At 50.0% G+C, this 22,006-nt stretch carries 14 protein-coding genes; 5 read left to right on the forward strand and 9 right to left on the reverse strand.

Annotated features, from left to right (window positions below; translation table 11 throughout):
* Positions 1 to 2: 2 nt before the first annotated feature.
* The 6 genes from ACLO87_RS10375 to ACLO87_RS10400 form a co-directional block, all read right to left on the reverse strand.
* A complete protein-coding gene (locus ACLO87_RS10375; RefSeq protein ID WP_430223622.1) occupies positions 3 to 1,118 on the reverse strand; it encodes a TcpQ domain-containing protein in 1,116 nt (371 codons plus the stop codon).
* Positions 1,119 to 1,216: 98 nt separating this feature from the next.
* The gene (locus tag ACLO87_RS10380) at positions 1,217 to 2,509 is read right to left on the reverse strand and encodes an extracellular solute-binding protein (RefSeq protein WP_135864929.1); all 1,293 of its coding nucleotides are present in this window, start codon (positions 2,507 to 2,509) and stop codon (positions 1,217 to 1,219) included.
* A gap of 7 nt (positions 2,510 to 2,516) precedes the next feature.
* The gene (locus ACLO87_RS10385) at positions 2,517 to 3,770 is read right to left on the reverse strand and encodes a D-amino acid dehydrogenase (protein ID WP_430223623.1); all 1,254 of its coding nucleotides are present in this window, start codon (positions 3,768 to 3,770) and stop codon (positions 2,517 to 2,519) included.
* A gap of 50 nt (positions 3,771 to 3,820) precedes the next feature.
* Complete coding sequence (locus ACLO87_RS10390; RefSeq protein ID WP_430223624.1) at positions 3,821 to 4,849, reverse strand: CDP-6-deoxy-delta-3,4-glucoseen reductase; 1,029 nt, start codon at positions 4,847 to 4,849, stop codon at positions 3,821 to 3,823.
* A gap of 21 nt (positions 4,850 to 4,870) precedes the next feature.
* Positions 4,871 to 7,192, reverse strand: coding sequence for a DNA topoisomerase IV subunit A (parC, locus tag ACLO87_RS10395; protein ID WP_430223747.1), 2,322 nt, complete (start codon positions 7,190 to 7,192; stop codon positions 4,871 to 4,873).
* Between the two features lie 37 nt (positions 7,193 to 7,229).
* A complete protein-coding gene (locus tag ACLO87_RS10400) occupies positions 7,230 to 9,197 on the reverse strand; it encodes a DNA topoisomerase IV subunit B (RefSeq protein ID WP_135864936.1) in 1,968 nt (655 codons plus the stop codon).
* A gap of 229 nt (positions 9,198 to 9,426) precedes the next feature.
* Here ACLO87_RS10400 and trxA point away from each other — a divergent pair, with 229 nt between their 5' ends.
* The 3 genes from trxA to gdhA all read left to right on the forward strand — a co-directional run bounded on the left by trxA (position 9,427) and on the right by gdhA (position 12,641).
* The gene (gene trxA, locus ACLO87_RS10405) at positions 9,427 to 9,753 is read left to right on the forward strand and encodes a thioredoxin TrxA (RefSeq protein ID WP_135864938.1); all 327 of its coding nucleotides are present in this window, start codon (positions 9,427 to 9,429) and stop codon (positions 9,751 to 9,753) included.
* A 79-nt stretch (positions 9,754 to 9,832) separates the two neighbouring features.
* On the forward strand, positions 9,833 to 11,089 hold the full coding sequence (rho, locus tag ACLO87_RS10410; protein ID WP_135864940.1) for a transcription termination factor Rho: 1,257 nt from the start codon (positions 9,833 to 9,835) through the stop codon (positions 11,087 to 11,089).
* Positions 11,090 to 11,300: 211 nt separating this feature from the next.
* A complete protein-coding gene (gene gdhA, locus ACLO87_RS10415) occupies positions 11,301 to 12,641 on the forward strand; it encodes an NADP-specific glutamate dehydrogenase (protein WP_430223625.1) in 1,341 nt (446 codons plus the stop codon).
* A gap of 71 nt (positions 12,642 to 12,712) precedes the next feature.
* Here gdhA and ACLO87_RS10420 read toward each other — a convergent pair whose 3' ends face one another.
* Positions 12,713 to 16,255 (reverse strand): YhdP family protein, encoded by a 3,543-nt coding sequence (locus ACLO87_RS10420; RefSeq protein ID WP_430223626.1) that lies wholly within the window; start codon positions 16,253 to 16,255, stop codon positions 12,713 to 12,715.
* 100 nt (positions 16,256 to 16,355) lie between these two features.
* Here ACLO87_RS10420 and glnE point away from each other — a divergent pair, with 100 nt between their 5' ends.
* Positions 16,356 to 19,103: a bifunctional [glutamate--ammonia ligase]-adenylyl-L-tyrosine phosphorylase/[glutamate--ammonia-ligase] adenylyltransferase gene (gene glnE, locus ACLO87_RS10425; RefSeq protein WP_430223627.1), complete on the forward strand. Its 2,748-nt coding sequence runs from the start codon at positions 16,356 to 16,358 to the stop codon at positions 19,101 to 19,103.
* A 39-nt stretch (positions 19,104 to 19,142) separates the two neighbouring features.
* The gene (locus tag ACLO87_RS10430) at positions 19,143 to 19,853 is read left to right on the forward strand and encodes an epoxyqueuosine reductase QueH (protein ID WP_135866608.1); all 711 of its coding nucleotides are present in this window, start codon (positions 19,143 to 19,145) and stop codon (positions 19,851 to 19,853) included.
* Between the two features lie 45 nt (positions 19,854 to 19,898).
* Here the strand turns inward: ACLO87_RS10430 and ACLO87_RS10435 are convergent, their stop codons facing one another.
* Positions 19,899 to 21,071 carry a YbfB/YjiJ family MFS transporter gene (locus ACLO87_RS10435; protein WP_430223628.1) on the reverse strand — a complete coding sequence of 391 codons (1,173 nt, stop codon included), beginning with the start codon at positions 21,069 to 21,071 and terminating at the stop codon, positions 19,899 to 19,901.
* The gene (locus ACLO87_RS10440; RefSeq protein ID WP_430223629.1) at positions 21,068 to 21,943 is read right to left on the reverse strand and encodes a LysR substrate-binding domain-containing protein; all 876 of its coding nucleotides are present in this window, start codon (positions 21,941 to 21,943) and stop codon (positions 21,068 to 21,070) included. The genes ACLO87_RS10435 and ACLO87_RS10440 overlap by 4 nt, the downstream gene beginning before the upstream one ends.
* Positions 21,944 to 22,006 lie beyond the last annotated feature (63 nt).

Here is a 22,006-nt window from a genome sequence, read left to right on the forward strand (position 1 = left end):
TATTAATCTCCTCGCAATGCCCGTAGCGCTAGGCAGGATTCTTCAAAAGGAATAACTCTCAGCACGTTATTGCTGTAGAAACACGGCCGCAAAGGGTAGTCACTCAACTGTGTGCTGAGCAATACTTGTTGCACCACATCCGGAAAATTTCCTTGCTGAGTGAATGGACCACTTAACGGAATCTCTACACTTACCGCCCAATGCTCATCATTAAAAACCCATGCGGCATCATGGGCCCAACGCTGTATGAGTTGTTTAAGACTCTTATCGCTAGTCAATGAGGCAAATACACTCGGTTGCTGCGCTGAAGCTGATGAAGGCGACGATTTAGCATCCACAGCCTGCTCCCCTGTCCTCTCGCCACCTTGAGTTAGCGTTGCACTGACTGGCTCAGAAAGTGCACTTGACTGCCTCTCGCCATGAATCACTCTTGCTGCAGGTTCCTGCCTAGCCTGAAAAGGCGTAGTTTTTGAAGAAGGCCCATTCTTTACATAGTGCTTATTAGAACCTAGATGTGGAGTCAGCACAGGCAAAGCCCTTGCATGAGCCTCAGAACCAAGACGTGACTGCTTTTCTGACTGTGATGGTGTGTTGACATACCCCTGCGCCTGAACAGGCTCTATGAGCGTTGCATGACGTAACGCAGCATCTGAATAGGGCTGAGCTGGCTGCGCTGTAGCCTGCCTAGTTCTCTCCCGCTGCAGTAGCGTTTGCTGCTTGTGCAAATAGCTCAACAATAGCGGCTTGGAAACTGTTCTATACGCCCACACTTCCTCTGCCCCTCTGCGTAGTAGTAGCACATCCACCGATTCGTTTACAACGTGATAGATGCCCTGTGGCTGTGCCTGCACGGAAACCAATGCCCCATCACGACGTAACGTAAATAATGCGGGCAAATAGCTGCCACTAGGAAACTGCAACCACACCTGTTTCGCATTACTAAACACTTGCAGTGGTGCCAACTGGTCGCTACCAGTCAACCCCCAAGAAAAATCAAACTGATGCTCTGCCTCTGCCGATGCTAAATAGCCCCAGCCATCCCACCATGAACCATTATTTGGTGCAGCACACCCCGCAAGCTGACTGCATACCAACACACATGCGATACCTTGCCTCATAATTCGCCCAATAAAAAAGCACCCAACCGTTAGAGTTGGGTGCTATCTTGGGCGATTTAACCTAGTAGAACTAGAGCTATGATTGCCTATGGACCAACTTAGCGTGGTCTAGCATTCGCAATCTTATTCGCTTCCTCTGCTGCTACACGCAATGCTGCAACAGCAGGAGTTTTACCATCCAAAGCATCTTCCAGTGTCAGATTAAACATGGCACGGATTTGATGGTAATTGTTGACCCGGAAACCACGAGTCGTATTTTCAGGATTTCTCTCGTACACATCTACCAGCGCTTTCCAGTCACCCAGATTTTCGTAGTAGGAAGGCTCTGTTTTCGCGTATGCAGCTTGAGTCAGAGGCAAGTAGCCTGTGGACTCGTACCATTTTTGCGCGACATCATCAGAAGCCAGCCAGTTCACAAATTGTGCGCTAGCTTTGTCTTCATCGTTAGACTTGCCTTTGCTTGCCCAGAAACCAGAACCAGACACAAATGGATTGCCTGGTTGTGCAGTAACTTGTGGGTAGTATGGCAAACCTGTCACAGCGTAATTCAAACCACGCTGAGCATTTAATCTTCCGATATTGCCAGAGTTAGACAGCAATACGGCACACTCACCACCTTGAAAGCGATCTACCGATTGTGGGCCAAACTCAGGCTTCACCATCAATTCGCTACGTACCCAACTAATCATGGTGGACAAGTGACGGACATACAGAATATCAAAGTCAAAACCACGTCGGCTGTTGTTATCACCTGCGTAGAATTGCTTGTTTACCGCTGCCAAGTTTTCCAAGTTAATGGAAACGGGTTGGTCAGAGGTCAATGGACAGCGACGAGAACCATTGTTGGCTAAGGTCACCAACTGATCCTGCAGCCCCTGCCATACACGTTGTGGTTGTGTAGGCTCTAAACCTGCGCGTTTGAACGCGTCGATGTTATAGAACATCACAGGAATTTCTGCCATGAGCGGCAAGGCCAACATACGACCACGCGTGTCATGCATGAAGTTATTTGCTGCAGGCAAGAACCAGCGCTGGTTGCCTGCAGACGCTTTAGTCAGCAAAGCATGCATAGGCTGCACATAAGAGCGCTGCGCTACATCATCCAGACCAGAGGTTTCACCCATTTGGAATAGATTAGGTTTGCTGGAATCAGCCTGCAAAGCTGTATCCAACTGATCTTCACTCTCGAATGCACGCAAATTGACGCGTACATCGTCCTGGCTACGGTTGTAGTTGCGGACCAGCTCTTCAAAAACGACTTTATTGTATTCTGGCAAGGCGTGCCAGACCTGGATATCCGTCGCAGCAGACGCTGCGGAGGTAGCAGTCATCAAAAATGCAATAGCCGTCAAACGGCCTGAAACAGCTGAAGAAAAAAATGTTTTTTCCATGAAACGCCTAGCGCAAAAAAGGAAATTCCGCTTCGGGTTGTCTGCCCGCGATTAGGTCAGCCAACGCTTTGCCAGAACCGGCCCCAAGAGTCCAACCTAACGTACCATGTCCGGTATTGAGATACAGGTTACGTACTTCAGTGCGTCCGATTAGGGGAATATTGGATGGAGTAGCTGGACGCAACCCCGACCAAAACTGAACATTATCAAAATCAAGCGCATTTGGGAATAACTCTTGAGCTTGCTTAACCATTGCCAAGCATCTTTTGCCATTCAGAGCCCGAGAGTAGCCGCTTAACTCCGCGGTTCCCGCCATACGCAAGGTGTTACCTAAACGAGTATACGCCATTTTTTGAGCCGAATCGGTAAGGCTAATATCAGGAATGGCGCTGGCCTCTTTGATCTCAAAAGAAGCCGAGTACCCTTTAGCTGGATACACAGGGCAGCTAATACCCAGAGGCGATAACAGCGCTGCAGAATGCGCCCCCAACGCCACCACTACTGCGTCTACGGCTACGTGTTGGTACTCCCCTTCTGCATCGATAATTTCTAGATGCTGTACTTTACCCTGCTCAGTGCACAATCGTGTCACATGGGTGTTGTACTGGAATGTCACGCCACTGCTTTCCAAATGAGCAGCCAACTGTGTGGTCCACTCATACGCATCACCTGACTCGTCCTCAGGGTGAAAATCACCACCCGCAATATTGTGCTTGATACCTTTTAACGCCGGCACCAATGCCACTACCTCTTCTGCGCTCAGGATACGTCTATCGATGCCAAAATTACGCATCACATCCGCCATTTCTTGCGCTTCATCGAAACTACGTTCGTCGCGGTAAAAACTCAGAATGCCTTTTTCCAAGCAGTGGTAATCCACAGCCACTGATTGGCGCATGTCTTGTAATACCTGACGACTGTACTCTGCCAAGCGCAACAATGCTTTGACGTTAGGCTCAAAACGCTTAGGCTGACACTCCCAAAGGAAACGCAGGCCCCACATCCATTGCTTTGGATCCAGTGACGGCTTAAACCATAGTGGCGCATCATCTTTAAACAACCATCGAGCCAAACGCCAAGGCGCTTTAGGATTCGCCCACGGCTCTGCGTAAGACACTGATATTTGTCCGCCGTTAGCACGAGAACACTCTAGCGCTGCCCCGGGCTGCCTATCCATCACCACGACTTCGTGCCCATCTTGATGCAGCCACCAGGCCGTAGCCACTCCTAGCGTTCCACTTCCTAACACAGCGATTTTCATGGCCCTACCCTTTTCATGGCTGTAAACACGTCACTGCTTTCACCTGTTACTTACAAGGCGTCGGCTTCTGAGGTAAATGCATCCGCATAAAACTCGGCGTCAGGCAGCTTGCACTGTTCACTAAAATCTTTACGAGCGCTCTCTACCATTGCAGGAGCACCACATGCATAGACTTCCCAACCAGACATATCCGGCAAGTCAGCCATCACAGCCTGATGCACAAAACCGGTGCGGCCAAACCACTCATCGTCTTTCTGAGCGTCTGAGATCACAGGAATGAATTGGAAGTTCGCCATAGTTTGCGACCATTCCTGAGCCAACTCCATCATGTACAAGTCTTTAGGTCTGCGTCCGCCCCAGTACAAACGCACTTCGCGGGAAATACCTTTTTGCTGCATGTGCTCAACAATTGCCTTAATCGGTGCAAAACCAGTACCACTGGCTAACAACACAATAGGCTTGTCACTGTCTTCACGCAGGAAGAATGAACCCAACGGTGCTTCAGCACGCAGGATTTCACGCTCTTTCATCTGTGTAGCGCCAGCACCGAACACGTGATCTGTGAAGGCACCACCTGGCATATGACGAATATGCAATTCCACCAAGTTTTGTTCGTTTGGCGGATTAGCCATGGAGTAGCTGCGTCGACGGCCATCTTTCAGAATGAATTCCAAATACTGACCCGCATAAAACTTGAACGGATCGCTAGCTGGCAGTTGCAGCTTCACAATCATGACATCATCGCTCACACGCTCTAAGCCTGCTACGCGCGATGGCATTTTGCGGATTTGTATATCCCCTAGCTTCTGAGCCTGTAGGGATTCAATCACCATATCGGACTGTGGACGCACTTGGCACATCAACGTGAAACCGGCTTCTAATTCAGCTGGTTCTAAGATTTTCTCTGGAGCGCTGCCTGCCTCGTACTCCCCTTCAATGACCTTAGCCTTACAGGTAGAGCAAGTGCCACTTTTACAGCTATATGGCAGCAAAATCTTGGCAGCAATTGCTGCGTCCAACAAATTCTGTCCGGCTTCTACCGGGAACTCCAGCCCTGAGGGTTGTACGGTTACCTTCATTTTGTCTTCACTTATCACTATTTAAGTCGTTATTTCACGTAGGGTGCTGAGCGTAGGTTCAGCAATTTTACTGTCTAACAGGCGACCTTTACGTGCTCGTTTGGCACGGTAAGGCTCCAGCGCGGCCCAATCTAGATCCTCGGTACTTTCTTTGCGTCGGTAAATACCCGACAAACGTATACCTTGAGGGCCCACAGCTACCCACTGCGCTAAATGATCATCGTCATCCAGCGTCATTAACATCGTACCCCGTCCACCGGACGATAGCACCCGCAATTCTTCTCTATCCACCACCATAAAGCGCCCTTTGGCACTTAATAGCGCAACAGCTGTGTCATCATCGCGCAGCAACAGCGGAGGCATGAGTGTATCCCCTTCCGCCACAGTCATAAACTGTTTACCGGCACGCTGACGTGACGTCATGTCGGTGAGTGCGCAGATAAAGCCATAAGCACTTTGCGCCCCCAACAGATACTGCGTTTTCTCAGCCGCTACCAACATGTGTTTGGCCGGTGCCGCAGCACTAATATCCGCTAAGGCGGTAATGGGTTGTCCATCCCCTCTGCCAGACGGCAAGTTGGCCACAGGAATGGTGTAGCAGCGCCCATCCGTACCTAGGGCGATCAAATCATCGGTACTACGGCACTCAAACGCAGCATAGAAGCTATCGCCCGTTTTGAAGGCCACCCCGTCATTATCGTGACCATGCCCCTGACGTCGGCGCATCCAACCTTTGTTAGACACAATCACGGTCACAGGCTCGTCTAGCACCTTGTTCTCTAAGACAGCGCGCTCGGCTTCTTCGATGATCGTGCGTCGGTCGTCGCCATACGTTTGGGCGTCGGTTTCCAACTCTTTGATCATCATGCGTTTGAAGGCTGCTGGGTTATCCAATAGTTTTTGCAAGCCCGCTTGCTCTTCACGTTGCTTGGCAAGCTCTTGTTCAATCTTGAAGCCTTCCAATCTGGCTAATTGACGCAAGCGCATTTCAAGAATGTCTTCAGCCTGACGCTCTGACAACTTGAAGGTTTCCATCAGCGCTTCTTTAGGCTCATCGGCTTCGCGAATGGTTTTAATGACGGCATCTACGTCCAGATACACCACCATGCGACCTTCTAGCACGTGGATTCTATCTTCGACTTTGTCTAAGCGGTAACGTGTACGACGCAACAAGGTCTGATGACGGTATTGCAACCACTCTTCCAGCATTTGACGCACTGACCGTTGACCTGGGCGTCCATCAATACCGATGCTCACCAGGTTAATGGTCTGATTGCATTCCATGCTTGTGTGCGCCAACAGCGTGTTGATGAACTCTTGCCTATCCACACGACTGCTCTTAGGCTCAAACACCAAACGCACAGGGGCATCTTTGCCCGACTCATCACGTACCGCATCTAACAAGCCCAGCAACAATGCTTTGGTTTGCTGCTGCTCGTTGCTCAATGCCTTGCGACCAGTACGCACTTTAGGGTTAGTGCGGTCTTCGATTTCTTCCAGAATTTTTTGTGCGGATGCTCCGGGAGGCAGCTCGGTGACTACCAACTGCCATTGGCCTCTGGCCATTTCTTCTATGGTCCAGCGAGCGCGCACTTTGATGCTGCCACGACCTGATGCGTAGATTTGGCTAAGCTCTTGGCGACTGGAAATAATTTGGCCGCCACCTGGGAAATCTGGGCCTGGAATCAGCTCTGCTAAGGTCTCGTCAGGCAGTTGGGGATCACGGATTAGCTCTACGCATGCTTGCGTCACTTCACGCAAATTATGTGGCGGAATATCGGTTGCCATCCCCACCGCAATACCAGACGCGCCGTTTAGCAGCACTACCGGCAAACGCGCCGGCAGCAACAATGGCTCTTTTTGCGAACCATCGTAGTTAGGGATGAAATCTACTGTGCCTTCACCCAATTCATCCAACAGCACTTTGGCAAATGGCGTTAACCGTGCTTCGGTGTATCGCATCGCGGCTGCGTTATCACCGTCGCGTGAACCAAAGTTACCTTGACCGTCGATCAAGGGGTAACGCAAGCTGAAATCTTGCGCCATACGTACCATGGCATCGTAAGCAGCTTGGTCACCGTGAGGGTGGTACTTACCCAATACATCACCCACCACACGAGCGGACTTCACCGGCTTAGCACCTGCCGCCAAGCCCATAGCTTGCATGGCATATAAAATGCGTCGTTGTACAGGTTTCTGACCATCAGACACGTCAGGCAATGCTCGCCCACGTACTACAGACACTGCATAATCCAAATAGGCCTGTTCTGCATACAGGCCCAAGCTCAAGCTGTCATCATTGCTACTCTGATCAAATAGCCCTGGTTGCTGAGAATCCATGATGTTTACTCGTCAATTCGTTAAATGAAAGCAGGCGTGATTACACATCCAACTCAGCTAAATTCCCTTTGGTCTCCAACCAGCTTCGACGCTGTGAAGACTCGCCCTTACCCATCAGCATGGTAAAGAGTGTCTCGGTGCCCTGTTTGCCCAAATCACCATAACTGACTGGCATTAGGCGACGCGTATCGGGGTTCATGGTGGTATCCCACAATTGCTCGGCACTCATCTCGCCCAAGCCTTTAAAGCGGCTAATCGCCCAACTGCTTTCTTTGACACCTTCTGCTCGCAGTTTTTCCTGCGCAACATCCAGTTCCTTTTGATCCAAACAATAAATTTTACGCGCAGCACGTTTACCCACGGCAGGCACATCTAGCCTGAACAGCGGTGGTCGTGCCACATAGATATGACCGGCCTCTATCAGTTTGGGGAAGTGACGGAAGAACAGCGTCAACAACAACACCTGAATGTGTGAGCCATCCACGTCCGCATCCGACAAAATACACACTTTGCCATAACGTAGGCCCGACAAATCCACTGTATCGCCTGGCACATGAGGGTCTACGCCAATGGCAACAGACACATCATGAATTTCTTGGTTGGCAAACAAGCGGTCTTTATCCACTTCCCACGAGTTCAGCACTTTACCGCGTAAAGGCAAAATCGCTTGGAAGGACTTATCACGACCCATTTTGGCTGAACCACCAGCGGAGTCACCCTCTACCAAGAACAGCTCAGTTCTCGCGTTATCGGTAGATTCGCAATCGGTCAGCTTGCCGGGCAATACTGCCACACCAGAACTTTTACGTTTTTCTACCTTTTGCAACGAGCGTACTCGCGCTTGCGCATGGCGAATGGCAAACTCAGCCAATTTCTTCGCCATTTCTACATCAGCATGCAGCTTAAGCTCTAAGGCATTACGTACAAAGCCGCTGATTAATCTCACAGCATCGCGGCTATTTAGTTTCTCTTTAATTTGGCCTTGGAATTGTGGATCCAGAATTTTGGCCGACAACACAAAGCTCACGCGTGCAAATACGTCTTCAGGCAGCAAACGCACGCCTTTGGGAATCAAGCTGTGCAGTTCAGCAAAGTTTTTCACTGCTTGGTATAAACCATCGCGTAACCCTGCCTCGTGAGTACCACCAGCTGGAGTAGGAATCAGGTTCACGAAGGATTCACGTACCACGTTCCCTTCTGCTGTCCATGCCACTACCCAATGCGCACCCTCGCCTTCGGAGTAGTTGTCATCATCGGCTTCAGCATACTGCTGTGCTTCGAACAACGGCACCAAGAATTCGGTGGTATCTAGGGTTTCCTGCAAATAGCTACGTAACCCATTTTGGTATTGCCAGCTATGGGTTTCGCCGGTTTTTTCGTTGATGAGTTCAACCAACACGCCACCTAGCAATACCGCTTTGCTGCGCAGCACGTGCATCAACTCATTCAGAGGAATGGTTGCACTATCAAAATATTTGGCATCCGGCCATACACGCACCAACGTACCGCTATGCTTTTTGGGCACCTTGGCAATTTCCGCTAGCGGGATAATAACTTCGCCTTCGGAAAATACGATGCGATGCTGCAGACCCTCACGCTTCACGTCTACTTCCAGACGCGTAGACAACGCATTGGTTACTGATACACCAACCCCGTGCAAACCGCCGGAGAAGGCATAAGCACCACCATCTTTTTTATTGAATTTACCCCCAGCATGCAAACGGGTGAAAACCAACTCAACCACCGGCGCATGTTCTTCGGGGTGCAGTCCTACCGGAATACCGCGTCCATTATCTTCTACGGAAACGCTACCATCCGCGTGCAACCGAACCCGTATTAAAGATGCTAACCCAGCCAACGCCTCGTCTGCGGCATTATCAATCACCTCTTGAATAATGTGCAGGGGACAGTCCGTACGTGTGTACATCCCGGGTCGTTGTCGCACAGGTTCTAGGCCTTTTAGGACCTGAATGGAACGTTCATCGTAATTAGAAGTGGCCAAAGTCATCTCTAGCAGGATTAAAAATAAAAAGTATTTTACGGAGTTGCGCCAAAAAGCCAAAACAGGACTCGCACAACACGCTAAACTACCACTACAATGTAAATGCGCTGCACCTGGCTCTGCTGTCAAAATGCGACAGCCTATCTGCCCTCATTCCAAAGCTAGACTACCATACTGCCATGAGGCCTTATCAGGCTGCAGATTCTCTATTTTTCTTACTAAAACTGTAATTCTCATGAGTGATTCCATCAAACACGTTACTGATGCCTCTTTTGACTCGGATGTGTTGAACGCCGATCTTCCTGTACTGGTAGACTACTGGGCTGCATGGTGTGGGCCTTGTAAAGCGATTGCCCCCTTGCTGGAAGAAGCTGCTGAAGAGTTCAAAGGCCGTGTTATCATTGCCAAAGTCAACGTTGACGAAAACCCTGACATTGCTGCCTCTTATGGCATTCGTGGCATCCCCACTTTGATGTTGTTCAAAAATGGCGAAGCCACACAAACTAAAGTGGGCGCACTGAACCGCTCACAACTGAATACGTTTCTCAACGACTCCCTATAACTTGTGTCCAACTCTGATCATGCGCGGGCCTGCGATTCTTTGGCCCGCCATCATTGATTGAACCCCTTCTTTTCCTCTCATGCACCTCAACGAACTCAAAGCGCTGCATGTTTCGCAGTTGCTGGAAATGGCTGCCAGCCTGGAAATCGACAACGCTAACCGCCTGCGCAAACAAGAATTGATGTTTGCCATCATGAAAAAACACGCCAAAAAAGGCGAACAAATTTTCGGCGATGGCGTATTAGAAGTCCTGCCTGATGGTTTTGGTTTTCTGCGTTCGCCAGAAACCTCCTACCTTGCCAGCACTGACGACATTTACATTTCCCCTTCTCAGATTCGCCGTTTCAATCTGCATACTGGTGACTCCATTGAAGGTGAAGTGCGTACGCCTAAAGACGGCGAGCGCTATTTTGCGCTAGTCAAAGTCGACAAGGTTAACGGCATGCAGCCAGAGGCCATCAAACATCGCATCATGTTTGAAAACCTCACTCCTCTGCACCCAAACCAGCCTATGCGTTTGGAGCGTGAGATCAAAAGTGAAGAAAACATCACTGGCCGTATCCTGGATATCTTTGCCCCTATTGGTAAAGGCCAGCGTGCCCTGATCGTTGCTAGCCCTAAATCCGGTAAAACCGTGATGATGCAGCACATGGCTCACGCCATCACCACCAACTACCCTGAAGCCACGCTGATCGTGCTTCTGGTAGATGAGCGTCCTGAAGAAGTGACCGAAATGCAACGCACCGTTCGTGGTGAAGTTGTAGCGTCCACTTTCGACGAACCTGCAACTCGCCACGTTCAAGTGGCTGAGATGGTGATCGAAAAAGCCAAACGTTTGGTTGAACTGAAAAAAGACGTAGTGATTTTGCTGGACTCCATCACTAGATTGGCGCGTGCATACAACACCGTTGTGCCTGCTTCTGGCAAGGTACTGACAGGTGGTGTGGATGCTAATGCCCTGCAACGTCCTAAGCGCTTCTTCGGTGCAGCACGTAACTTAGAAGAAGGCGGTTCTCTGACCATTATTGGTACTGCGCTGATCGAAACCGGCAGCCGTATGGATGAGGTGATCTACGAGGAATTCAAGGGTACTGGTAACTCTGAGATCCACTTGGAGCGCCGTTTGGCTGAGCGTCGTATGTATCCTGCTATCAATCTGAACAAGTCTGGCACACGCCGCGAAGAGCTGCTGATCAAGCCAGATTTGCTGCAGAAAGTATGGGTACTGCGCAAATTCATCCATGACATGGATGAGGTGGAAGCGATGGAATTCATCCTCGACAAGATTCGCGCCACAAAAACAAATGCAGAATTTTTCGATATGATGAAAAAATAAGCATAGAATAAATAAGCCTCCATTGTGAGGCTTATTTTCTTTCCGGCCTGGGCTGGAAACTGCGGGCATTCAGACCCTGCTTCCCTGACTTTTCTGGGATAAAACCGTTCTACGGTTTAACTCTGCACTGGCATAGGCGGGCCTGATGGCAGGCCTCACCACAGGTGTATCTTGCTTCCCTCATGCCAGCCCCTATTTTTGCAGAGTAGTTATGAAATTTTCTAGTCTAGAGCAGTTCCTCGATTCTGTACGCGCCCGTGACCCACACCAGCCTGAGTTCATGCAGGCAGTCGCTGAGGTCATGGGCAGTTTGTGGCCATTCATCCAGCAGAATCCGCAGTATGCAAAACAAGGATTGCTGGAACGTTTGGTTGAACCTGAACGCGCGATACAGTTCCGTGTATCTTGGGTCAATGACCAAGGTCAAACCGAAACTAATAGGGCTTTCCGCATCCAGCACAGCAGCGCCCTAGGCCCCTTCAAAGGTGGCATGCGTTTTCACCCTTCAGTAAACCTCTCCATCCTTAAGTTCCTGGCTTTCGAGCAAACCTTTAAAAACGCCCTCACAACCCTGCCTATGGGTGGTGCTAAAGGCGGGTCTGACTTCGATCCTAAACACCGCTCTGAGAACGAAATCATGCGCTTCTGCCAAGCGCTGGTAACCGAGCTCTACCGCCATATTGGCCCAGACACAGACGTGCCTGCAGGCGATATTGGTGTAGGTGGCCGTGAAGTGGGCTATATGTCCGGGATGATGAAAAAACTTTCCAACAACACTGCCTGCGTCTTTACTGGCCGCGGCATCAGTTTTGGTGGCAGCTTGATTCGCCCAGAAGCAACTGGTTATGGCTTGGTGTATTTCGTTCAAGAAATGCTGAAACGCCAAAGCATGGCTCTAGAAGGCCTAACCGTGTCAGTATCCGGTTCAGGTAACGTGGCTCAATACGCCATTGAAAAATGTATACACTTAGGCGCTAAGGTCGTAACGGTCTCTGACTCAAAAGGTTATGCCTATGACCCAGACGGTTTCACACCCGAGAAACTGCAACGCTTGATGGCGATACGCTGCCAGAGCCAAGGCTGCGTAGAAGATTACGCCAAAGAAGTCGGGATTAAGTACATTGCTGGTAAACGTCCTTGGGAAGTTCCCGTTGATGTTGCCCTGCCATGTGCAACACAAAACGAACTGGATGCACACGATGCTCGCGTCTTGCTGTCCAACGGTGTGCGTTGTGTGGCCGAAGGTGCCAACATGCCATCCACATTGGACGCAGTAGAACTGTTCTTAGAAGCTAAGATTCTCTACGCACCAGGTAAAGCCAGTAACGCAGGCGGCGTAGCCGTATCCGGACTGGAAATGAGCCAGAGCTCGCAACGTTTATTCTGGACACAAGAAGCTGTTGACCAGAAATTGCACCAAATCATGCATGCTATTCATGAAAACTGCGTACAGCATGGTAAGCAGGCTCAATTTATTAACTATGTAGACGGCGCTAACATTGCCGGCTTTGTAAAGGTGGCGGATGCGATACTCCAACAAGGTGTATATTAATCCTTATACGTTCTATCAATAAAAAGGGGCCTAGGCCCCTTTTTTATGCCCCTCACACAGCCTACCTACGGTCAGTCTAGCGACATTTCTTCCAGCTGTGGATCATCCCAACTGCCATGTACGGCATAACGTTGTGTCATTGCTCTAGACAGCGGCTCTTGCAGTAACCACTGCGCCAAAAATGCCCCTATCCCTACTACCGGGTTCACGGCAATCGCTGCCGCCACAGCAGCACCACTCACGTCTACCCTTGGGATCACCACCACATTCAAGGCCAGGCTTTCGCTTTTCACACCTACGTCACCTTCAATCACAATGGTGCCCACGGGGCCGATAATGCGATAGTTATTGGTATGCAGCTGCATTTCACGCAAACTGATGTCACCACGCATCTCATCGTAAGGGAAACCTTCACGTAGTACACCACCAATGTTTAGCTCTAAGCGAGCCAATCGCGTTAAGGATTGCAATGACAATAGCTCTAACAAACGTGCTGAGCGCGACTGTATCTGGTTCAGCCTACCTTTACCTAACACGATATTGATATCGCCCTCTAGATCATCCAGAGCCACACGCCACGGCAAATTTCGCCAATTGAATTGCATAGCTACCGAACCTTTGGTACCTCGCACTACGTCCTGCACACCAAAAAAATTCAGATAGTCTTGTAAGTTTTCTATGGCTGCTTGCGCTTCTATGTACAGCCCTCTGGACTCACCATTTAACAGCCAATGTCCTGTGCCTGATAGGCTCACCCCCGGTGCTACCAACGAGAGTTCTTCTAATTGCCAAACATCAGAATCAGTCTCTGACCGTCCCTCTGCCAACACACTACCTATGCGCTTACCAGCAATTTCCAGCTGCTCAATATGCAGATTCATATCAGGCAGATGCAAAGCATCATCACCCCAACGCTCAGACTCGGTATCTTCGCCCACCTCATTCTCAGCCATCTCACCCAGAATAATGCGTTGGAAGTGTGCTTGAAGCACACCCTCTATTTCGCCCTCTCTATCCACCTGCCACTGTAGGTTGCCGGCTGCTTCGCTAGAGCTTATGTCTACGCGCCAATGCCGTTGCTGTGGCTGCTGAGCAGTCAACGTTAACTGTTCAAATCCCATCCCTAGAGCCTGCGCTTCATCCGCCTGAACACGTAAACGTTTCAAGGCAGGAAAATACTCTTCACCTTGTGATTCATCGGCCTGTGCGGTTTGTATAAGCGCCAACCAGCCATCCAAGTCCACTTTTGGATAGTGCACATCAACGACCAGCCCATTTTGCTCCGGACGAACCTCCTTGTTGGCGGTAATCGTACCTGCCTTGAAATACGGAGATGGGTTAGCTGTATCGTGCAAGAAACTGGCGTAGAAAGAGCGTCCTAAGGCCACACTCAATTGCGATGTAGTGGGGCCTGCTCCTTGCCAACGCAACTGTAGTGGCCAGCGCTGTTCTGCCGGTTTTTGCATAGGCAGGGGCATATCCACGATCAAGCCATTCAGATCGGAATCAAAGGTCAACACCACATCAGATGGCAGCACATTCAGCACAAACTGAAAAGGTGTACGCCCTTGCACACGCTCATGCCACATAGCGGGTATCCATGGGCGAGCTTGCTGCATATCCACGCTGCCTTTAAAGGTTAACCCCGGATATTTGGCTGGCTGATTACCTTCGTAGGCCACGCCTTTTTCTATGGTCAACGGTTGGCCTAACCATGAGCCACGTAGGTTCTCGGCCCAGACGGCGTCTTCAGTGAAATACAACCGTCCTTGCAGCCTACGCATAGGAGGAAGGTAATCGTAGACACGCAGCGCTGTATTTTGCATGGCCACATGGCCTGCCACCGTCACAGGCTTTCCTGCTTGTAACGGTACGGCCAATTTCAAAGGCACATCCCACTGCCCCTCAGCACGTAAGGCATCCAACTCATGGTTCACCATTTCGCCTAAAGGGGAGTTTTTAAATAATGGTGCGTACGACGCTGCACTGCCATGACTCTGCGCATCTATATGCACAATGGAATCATGCTCCATATTAGGAATAGTGATATCTAGTTTGGTTGCCTGCACAGGAGACGCCGGATCAATCAGCACTGAGGCTTGCGTAAACGTGCCATATAAGCCCGCCCGCTCCACCCGCAATTGCCCTTGTATATCACGCAACACTGGCCACGTACGCTCACGCGCGGAGGCTTGCCAATAATCAATTTGAGCATCACGCACTGCGGCGGTTACATCAAAATAACCTTTGTCTTGCTCAGACTGAAAAGGGAAAGCATCCACATCGCCCTGTAACGTAAACTTCCCTTGCTCTAACCACCCTTTTTGCAGACCCGCTTTTAACCAAACAATGACGTCTTCACCCACGTCATCTGGGAAGTACTTGTACAAGGTACTAAGCTGCACATGCTCTAACCTACCCTGTAGATCCAACCACCCCAACTCATAATCTGGGTCTGGACGCCAATTACCTTGGGCATGTAAATACAACTCTTCGTTTTCCACCAAGAAGGTATTTAATTGCCATGCTCTGCCACGTCCATCCAACTCAACTGCCAACCTATCTAGAAACAGGTCTTCTTGCCATAACTGGCCTGCACCAATCTTGACCCCTTGCATCACTGCCATGCTTTGTACGGGTGCTGTGCTCTGCCAGTCACGTTGCCCTAACCATCGGTCTAAGTCAGCCCATGACGATGACATGAACACGGACATTTTCTGTGCAGCCAACTGCTGGCCATAAAATGCGCCGTGTAAATCCGAAGCTTCTGCTTTAAAACGTATGTCAGTAAAGCGTCCTTTCTCTACATTAACAAGTAACTCTAAGGACTCGGGATACACCGACCAATCTGTGTTTTTATCCAAACCCAGGGCTAACAACGACTCAAACCCCGTGCGTGCGCGCATATACAACTGGCCATCCATAGCCTCTAGGTTATCGCCCTCTTCTACAGGACTACGCAAATCAGCCAAGACCGCCAACCCTTCTGGCTGCTCGGCCGTACCTTCCTGCAGGGCCACATAATGCCTACCATCGCGGTTTTGAACGTCTATTTGTACCGGGCTAATGATTTCTGGCGGAAGCTGCCTATAGGTGTCTTCCCAAATAATAGTGGCATTGGCGAACTGCACTTGTCGTTGCAAGGCCAGCCACCGCAAGACAGCCTCTTCTTCGCCTGCCGGCGGTGCCTGATTGGTGTTTGTCCCTTCGTCCACCAATACACCACCCACACGTATGTCAGCATTGGCATCACGCTGTATGGTGAGCTGCAACCCTTCCGCATATACCATATGGAAAATAGGCTTGGCATACAACCACGAAGACCAACTGAACTCAAATTTCAGCAAAGGGATGTGCATGGCTGGCTGTTGACCTTCACCCTGCTGTACTCGCACATTGTCTATTTGTATACGAGCGCGAGACCCTTTCCACTCACCGGATACCTGTTCAAAGCTCAGCTCCACCCCTAAGGCTTCAGACAACACTTTTTCCAATGGTGCCTGCCATTGCTGCAAATTGGGTATGACCCAGAAACGTATTGCGCTGACAAACAGTACTGCGCTCAGGTATAAAGCCAAAAGCACATACAGCAACGTGCGCCGTAGTCGTGACATAAGCCTCCAATCGTCACACTAATCCGCAAGACTGCAAAGTGCTAACATGGACATGCTTTACACCGTTGATTAATGCTCTGACCTTTTTATCGATTATCAGATGAACGAAGCCATTATATTGAACTCTGCCCTCGCTTGGTCAGGCACATTACAACGAAAATTAACGGCATTCCCCGATTTTGCTCAACACTTACAGAAAAATAGCCAAACACCGCTATCTATAGAGCGTTTAAACCAGTTGGCTCGTCACTTTTTAGCGGACTCTCCTTATAGTGAAATCAACGATATCAAGCGCCCCTTACGCTTACTGCGCACCGAGGTTTTCTATACGTTGATGCTGCGTGACATTGCCGGTTTAGCCAGCTTTGAGGAAGTCACTCAAGCCATGAGCCATCTGGCTGATCTTTCGGTACAACACGCGTACGAAACGGCTTATCGCAAACTCGCCGAACGGCATGGTGCACCGCTAGACCCCAAAACCGGCCAACCATTAGAAATGTTGATTCTGGCGATGGGTAAATGGGGGGGGAAAGAGTTAAACGTATCTTCTGACATAGACTTAATCTGCATCTATGGCCCGGATGGCGACACCTCAGGGCCTCGCCCACTCAGTCATCATGAGTTCTTCGGTAAGCTAACCCAACAAATCAGCGCTATTTTGTCTGAGGTGACCCCTGATGGTCAGGTGTTCCGCTGTGACCTGCGTTTACGCCCAGACGGAGATTCTGGCCCCTTGGCTTGGAGCATGGCTGCTGTCGCCAATTACTTAATTAGCCAAGGTCGCGAGTGGGAGCGTTATGCCTGGATCAAAGCCAGACCTTTGCCATTGCAAGCGTGGTCCGGCAGCAATCCCCATCAATTGCGTTACCAATTCGAACAATTACGTACTCCCTTTGTGTACCGAAATTACTTCGACTTTGATGCCTTAGCCTCTCTACGCGAACTGCGTGAACGCATACGTCAAGACTGGAACCGGCGCGTACTCAGTAGAAATGGCATTGATAGCCTACACAACATCAAACTTGGTGATGGCGGCATTAGAGAAATTGAGTTTGTAGTGCAACTAAATCAGTTGATACGCGGAGGTCGTCTCCCCTCACTACAATGCACTAATTTACTGGATGCCATGCGTGCTCAACAACGAGCAGGTGTGCTCACAGCGGCTACCGTACAAGAGCTTAAGCAGGCTTATCTGTTTCTGCGACGCACTGAACATATGTTGCAGTACCGTGAAGATACACAAACTCACCTCCTACCTGTCAAAACCGAAGATCGCCAAGCGCTAGCCACCACTATGGGGTTAAGCGTAGAAGACTTTGAAACGCAATTACAGCAACATCGTAATGCGGTCAGTCGTTATTTTAGCGATGCCTTTAGACTGGCTGGGCTGAACGACAATAGTCCTACTAGCGCCCCCGTCACACAGGAACCAGAGCCTGAGGCTGCTGCCCCTGACGATTTTCAGGCGCACGCTAGCGAAAAGATCACCCACTTTCTAGACAGCCATAAACTACGACGCTTGCCTCGCCCCAGCCGCGCCCGCCTAGAGCAATTGCTACCGCAACTTTGTCAGGCTGCTGCACAAACCACTAACCCAGAAGAAACGCTAAGCCGATTGCTCAATGTGATGGAAAGCATCGCCCAGCGTAGTGCGTATGTAGCCTTATTGAGCGAGTATCCAGAAACTATTAGCCGTTTAACCATGTTGGTGTCCGCCAGCCCATGGGCTGCACAATATTTAGTGCAATACCCGTTGGTGTTGGACAGACTGATTAACTGGCAAAGTCTCATGCAAGACACTGATTTTTCTGCGCTGCAAAAACAGCTGCACCATGAATTAGATGCCTGCAAGCTGCCCGATGGCCAGCCCGACATAGAGCAACAAATGAACTTGATGCGCGACACGCTGCATCAACACACCTTTGAGTTATTAGCCCAAGACTTGTCTGGCTGCTATACCGTAGAGCAATTAGCCGACAAGTCCTCTGCCTTGGCCGACCTGATGCTGGAAGAAACGCTGTACCGCACATGGCCATTAGCACAACCTAAAGGGACTGATTTATCCTCGCTACCCGCTCCTGAATTTGCCATCATTGCCTACGGCAAGCTGGGCGGAAAAGAGCTAGGCTACGCCTCTGATTTAGATTTGGTGTTCTTGTACGATGACCCTGATCAGAATGCTTCTGAGCACTACGTAAAGCTTGGTAGACGCATGATCTCATGGCTGTCTACCCTCACCTCGTCAGGACGCTTATACGAAGTCGATATGCGCTTACGTCCGGATGGTAATGCTGGCCTCATTGCCGTCAGCGTAGACAGCTTCGAACAATACCAGCAGCAACAAGCGTGGAGTTGGGAGCATCAAGCCTTAACGCGCGCCCGCTTTGTGGCCGGTAGCACGCGCATCGGTGAACGTTTTGAACAAGTACGCCAAGACATCTTGGTGCGCCCTCGCGACTTACAGCAACTTAAAACCGATATACGTCAAATGCGTGCTCGTATTTTTGAAGGCCACCCCAACCGTAGTGAGCTGTTCGATTTGAAACACGATAGTGGCGGCATGGTGGATATAGAGTTCATCACGCAATTTATCGTACTTGCTCATGCGCATCAGTATCCTGTGCTTTTGGGGAATCTGGGTAACATCACCTTGCTAGGGTTAGCAGCAGAACTAGGGCTGATTGATAGCACGCTGGCAACACAAGTCAGTAGCATCTACAGAAACTACCGAAAACTGCAACACACCCTACGTCTACAAGCCCAACCGTGGGCGCGTGTGCCCCCTCAAAACCACGAACAAGACCGTCAAACTGTGCGAGCACTTTGGGAAGTTGTGATTGAGGGCTAAAATAGTAGGATCAGCTACATTTATTCTGTCATAAGCGTCATGTCCACATCTGTTGATCGTCCTGTACTCACCCTACCAGACAACCGCAAAAAGGTTTTGCTGCACTCCTGTTGCGCCCCCTGTTCGGGCGAGGTGATGGAGGCCATGACCGCATCAGGCATAGACTACGCCATCTTCTTTTACAACCCGAATATCCATCCCGTGCGCGAGTATGAAATTCGCAAACAGGAAAACATACGCTACGCCGAAAAACACGGCATCGAATTTATTGATGCCGACTACGACGTAGATAATTGGTTTGAACGTGTAAAAGGTATGGAGCATGAACCCGAACGCGGCATACGCTGTACCGAATGCTTTGATATGCGCTTTGAGCGCACTGCCCTATATGCGCATGAACACGGCTACAACACCTTTAGTAGCTCACTAGGCATTTCACGCTGGAAAGACATGAACCAGATCAATGGCTGTGGCGAGCGTGCAGCAGCACGTTACCCTGACATGCTGTACTGGACATACAACTGGCGCAAAGGTGGCGGCGCTAAACGTATGATCGAAATCAGCAAAACAGAAGAGTTCTACATGCAAGAATACTGTGGCTGCGTGTACTCCCTGCGTGATGCCAATCGCTGGCGTCGTGAAACTAACCGCGAACGCATACAAATTGGTGTGAAATTTTACTCGTGGGATGCTACGCGGGAAAATCTGAATGAAACACCGGCCAAACGTTTAGACAAACCTATACGCTAAGCCCACACTAAAAAGGCCTGTAATCACAGGCCTTTTTTATTCCCCCTACGATGTAGCGGGCGGGTACAGTTTGACGCTACAAATCAGTGCTATCACCAATGCCAAAGATGCCGCTAATAGCGCGCTAGAAAAACTGTGGCTATAGGTATGCAAAAGCTCCGCCACCATAGGGCCTATGATCTGTCCTACGCTGTACATCAATGTCATGATGGCTAAGACATTTTTCCCGGTATGACGAGCCAAACGTTGCGCAGCAGGCATTGCAATTGTCACAGTACCGGTGAAGGTTCCACCTACCAACAAGGCACTAAGCATATAACTACTGGCTGACTGAACAAGCACAGGCAAGGCTACGCCCAACGCTTGCAACGCAAGATTCCATTGCAATGCCCCACGAGTACCCAATCGCTCATGCACTCTATGCCATATAAAACACGCTGGTACCGCCCCCAAACCAAACACCGCCCACACATGAGCAGAATGCACATCTGGTAATGCCTTGTGTACCAACATGGGTAAGTAGGTAGCCGTTACGATATAGCCAAAACCTGCCAGCCCATAAATAATTACCATAGGCAACACAGCCACCAATTTAGGTTGTATAGCCGCCTGTGCAGCAGAAACCTCGGTAGAGGGCTCGCTATAGTGCATCAACAAACCAGGGGCGGCAATAAGCCCCATCACGGCTGCTACCGCCCCCAATAGCAACCACATACCTGAGCTATGCAAACCTAGGCTGGCACCTAGCACCAACAACTCGGCAGATAAAGCTATGCCTACGCCTACCCCTGCATATAACACTGGGGCTCCAGTGAAATGCCCCCGTTGCTCAAATAACCATAACGATGCCGCCACAAACCCTAATGCACTCACAGCGCCGGCTACACCACGCACCAGTAATATGCCCCATACAGGCACAGGCAACGCTAACACAGCCAAACACAAGGCCGTTCCCAATACAGACCACAAGCACAGTGTGTACGCATAACGTGCACGCATCCGTACCGCTAACAGAGCCCCTAGCAAATAACCAGCATAGTTCATCGATGCTGCCCAACTACCCTGCTGCACACTAATCACCCCGTCTTCCACCATGTAAGGGAATACAGCCGTGAAAGCAAAGCGCCCAAATCCCATACCTACCGACAAGATTAACGCTGCCTCTACGGCGGAGCGCCAAGGCCCTACTGGCGTACTGCGATGTACGGTGGCTGTCATTTCAAAGCCTCGGCTAATAGTGCTAAGAACGATCTAAACGCTGGTACGTCATAACCTTTACGCCATACCAACAAGGTGTTTACTGAAGCCACTTTCAATGTGGGCATGTTCTCTGGCACGCCAGCCAGTTTCAATACACTAGCAGGAACCAAGGTCACACAATTACCTGCCGCCACACAAGCAATCATGGCGTGATACGACGCAATCTCTAGCACACGCCATTCAGGTGTATCCGCCATACCCAAGATCTGTTCTGCGATGCCTCTATACGTGCACCCTAACGGAAACGCCGCTAAGGTACGTGTTTGAATTTCAGACACTTGCATCACAGCTGATTCGCTACTCGGTAATAACAACAGCAGCTCTTCAGTCCATACTGGCATAGCTTGCAAACCCAACTCATCTAGCAATACATCTGCATCCGTTGAGCTCGCTAAGGCGACAAAGACACAATCTAACAGCCCTGTGCGCAATTGTTCTATAAGTGCACGCGTAGGACCTGTACTCAGTTGCAATTGAGTATTTGTATGTTTGGCATGGTAGTTAGCCAACAGAGCTGGCAATCGGCTTGCCGCCGTACTTTCCATACTGCCCATACGTAAGGTACCGCCATCAAGACCACCTGTTACCACATGCCTAGCTTCTGCTTCCAAGGCTAGTAGCTTATTCGCATAATCCAAAAACGTCTGGCCCGCTGCTGAAAGCGTCAGTCGTTTACCCGTGCGTACAAACAGCTCTGACCCCAAGTCGGCCTCTAATTGCTGTATACGAGTGGTCACGTTAGACGGGGCTCGTCCTAAATGCGCAGCAGCATGTGTAATGCTCAGCTCGGTCGCTACCGTGGTGAAAATACGTAGAGTTTCGGAATCCATTTAATTCTTCTTTCAAGAACAATATATAAAAATCATTCTTTTAATGAGAAATTAAAATATACA

Source organism: Paenalcaligenes sp. Me52, from assembly GCF_050487965.1.
Classification (GTDB): domain Bacteria; phylum Pseudomonadota; class Gammaproteobacteria; order Burkholderiales; family Burkholderiaceae_B; genus Paenalcaligenes.

What these genes read in the sequence shown, in the direction of transcription:
- ACLO87_RS10380 (WP_135864929.1), bottom strand. Translation starts at nt 2,509, where the DNA reads ATGGAAAAAACATTTTTTTCTTCAGCTGTTTCAGGCCGTTTGACGGCT.
- ACLO87_RS10430 (WP_135866608.1), top strand. Translation starts at nt 19,143, where the DNA reads ATGTCCACATCTGTTGATCGTCCTGTACTCACCCTACCAGACAACCGC.
- ACLO87_RS10420 (WP_430223626.1), bottom strand. Translation starts at nt 16,255, where the DNA reads ATGTCACGACTACGGCGCACGTTGCTGTATGTGCTTTTGGCTTTATAC.
- glnE (WP_430223627.1), top strand. Translation starts at nt 16,356, where the DNA reads ATGAACGAAGCCATTATATTGAACTCTGCCCTCGCTTGGTCAGGCACA.
- rho (WP_135864940.1), top strand. Translation starts at nt 9,833, where the DNA reads ATGCACCTCAACGAACTCAAAGCGCTGCATGTTTCGCAGTTGCTGGAA.
- ACLO87_RS10390 (WP_430223624.1), bottom strand. Translation starts at nt 4,849, where the DNA reads ATGAAGGTAACCGTACAACCCTCAGGGCTGGAGTTCCCGGTAGAAGCC.
- ACLO87_RS10400 (WP_135864936.1), bottom strand. Translation starts at nt 9,197, where the DNA reads ATGACTTTGGCCACTTCTAATTACGATGAACGTTCCATTCAGGTCCTA.
- gdhA (WP_430223625.1), top strand. Translation starts at nt 11,301, where the DNA reads ATGAAATTTTCTAGTCTAGAGCAGTTCCTCGATTCTGTACGCGCCCGT.
- ACLO87_RS10435 (WP_430223628.1), bottom strand. Translation starts at nt 21,071, where the DNA reads ATGACAGCCACCGTACATCGCAGTACGCCAGTAGGGCCTTGGCGCTCC.
- trxA (WP_135864938.1), top strand. Translation starts at nt 9,427, where the DNA reads ATGAGTGATTCCATCAAACACGTTACTGATGCCTCTTTTGACTCGGAT.
- ACLO87_RS10375 (WP_430223622.1), bottom strand. Translation starts at nt 1,118, where the DNA reads ATGAGGCAAGGTATCGCATGTGTGTTGGTATGCAGTCAGCTTGCGGGG.
- ACLO87_RS10385 (WP_430223623.1), bottom strand. Translation starts at nt 3,770, where the DNA reads ATGAAAATCGCTGTGTTAGGAAGTGGAACGCTAGGAGTGGCTACGGCC.
- ACLO87_RS10440 (WP_430223629.1), bottom strand. Translation starts at nt 21,943, where the DNA reads ATGGATTCCGAAACTCTACGTATTTTCACCACGGTAGCGACCGAGCTG.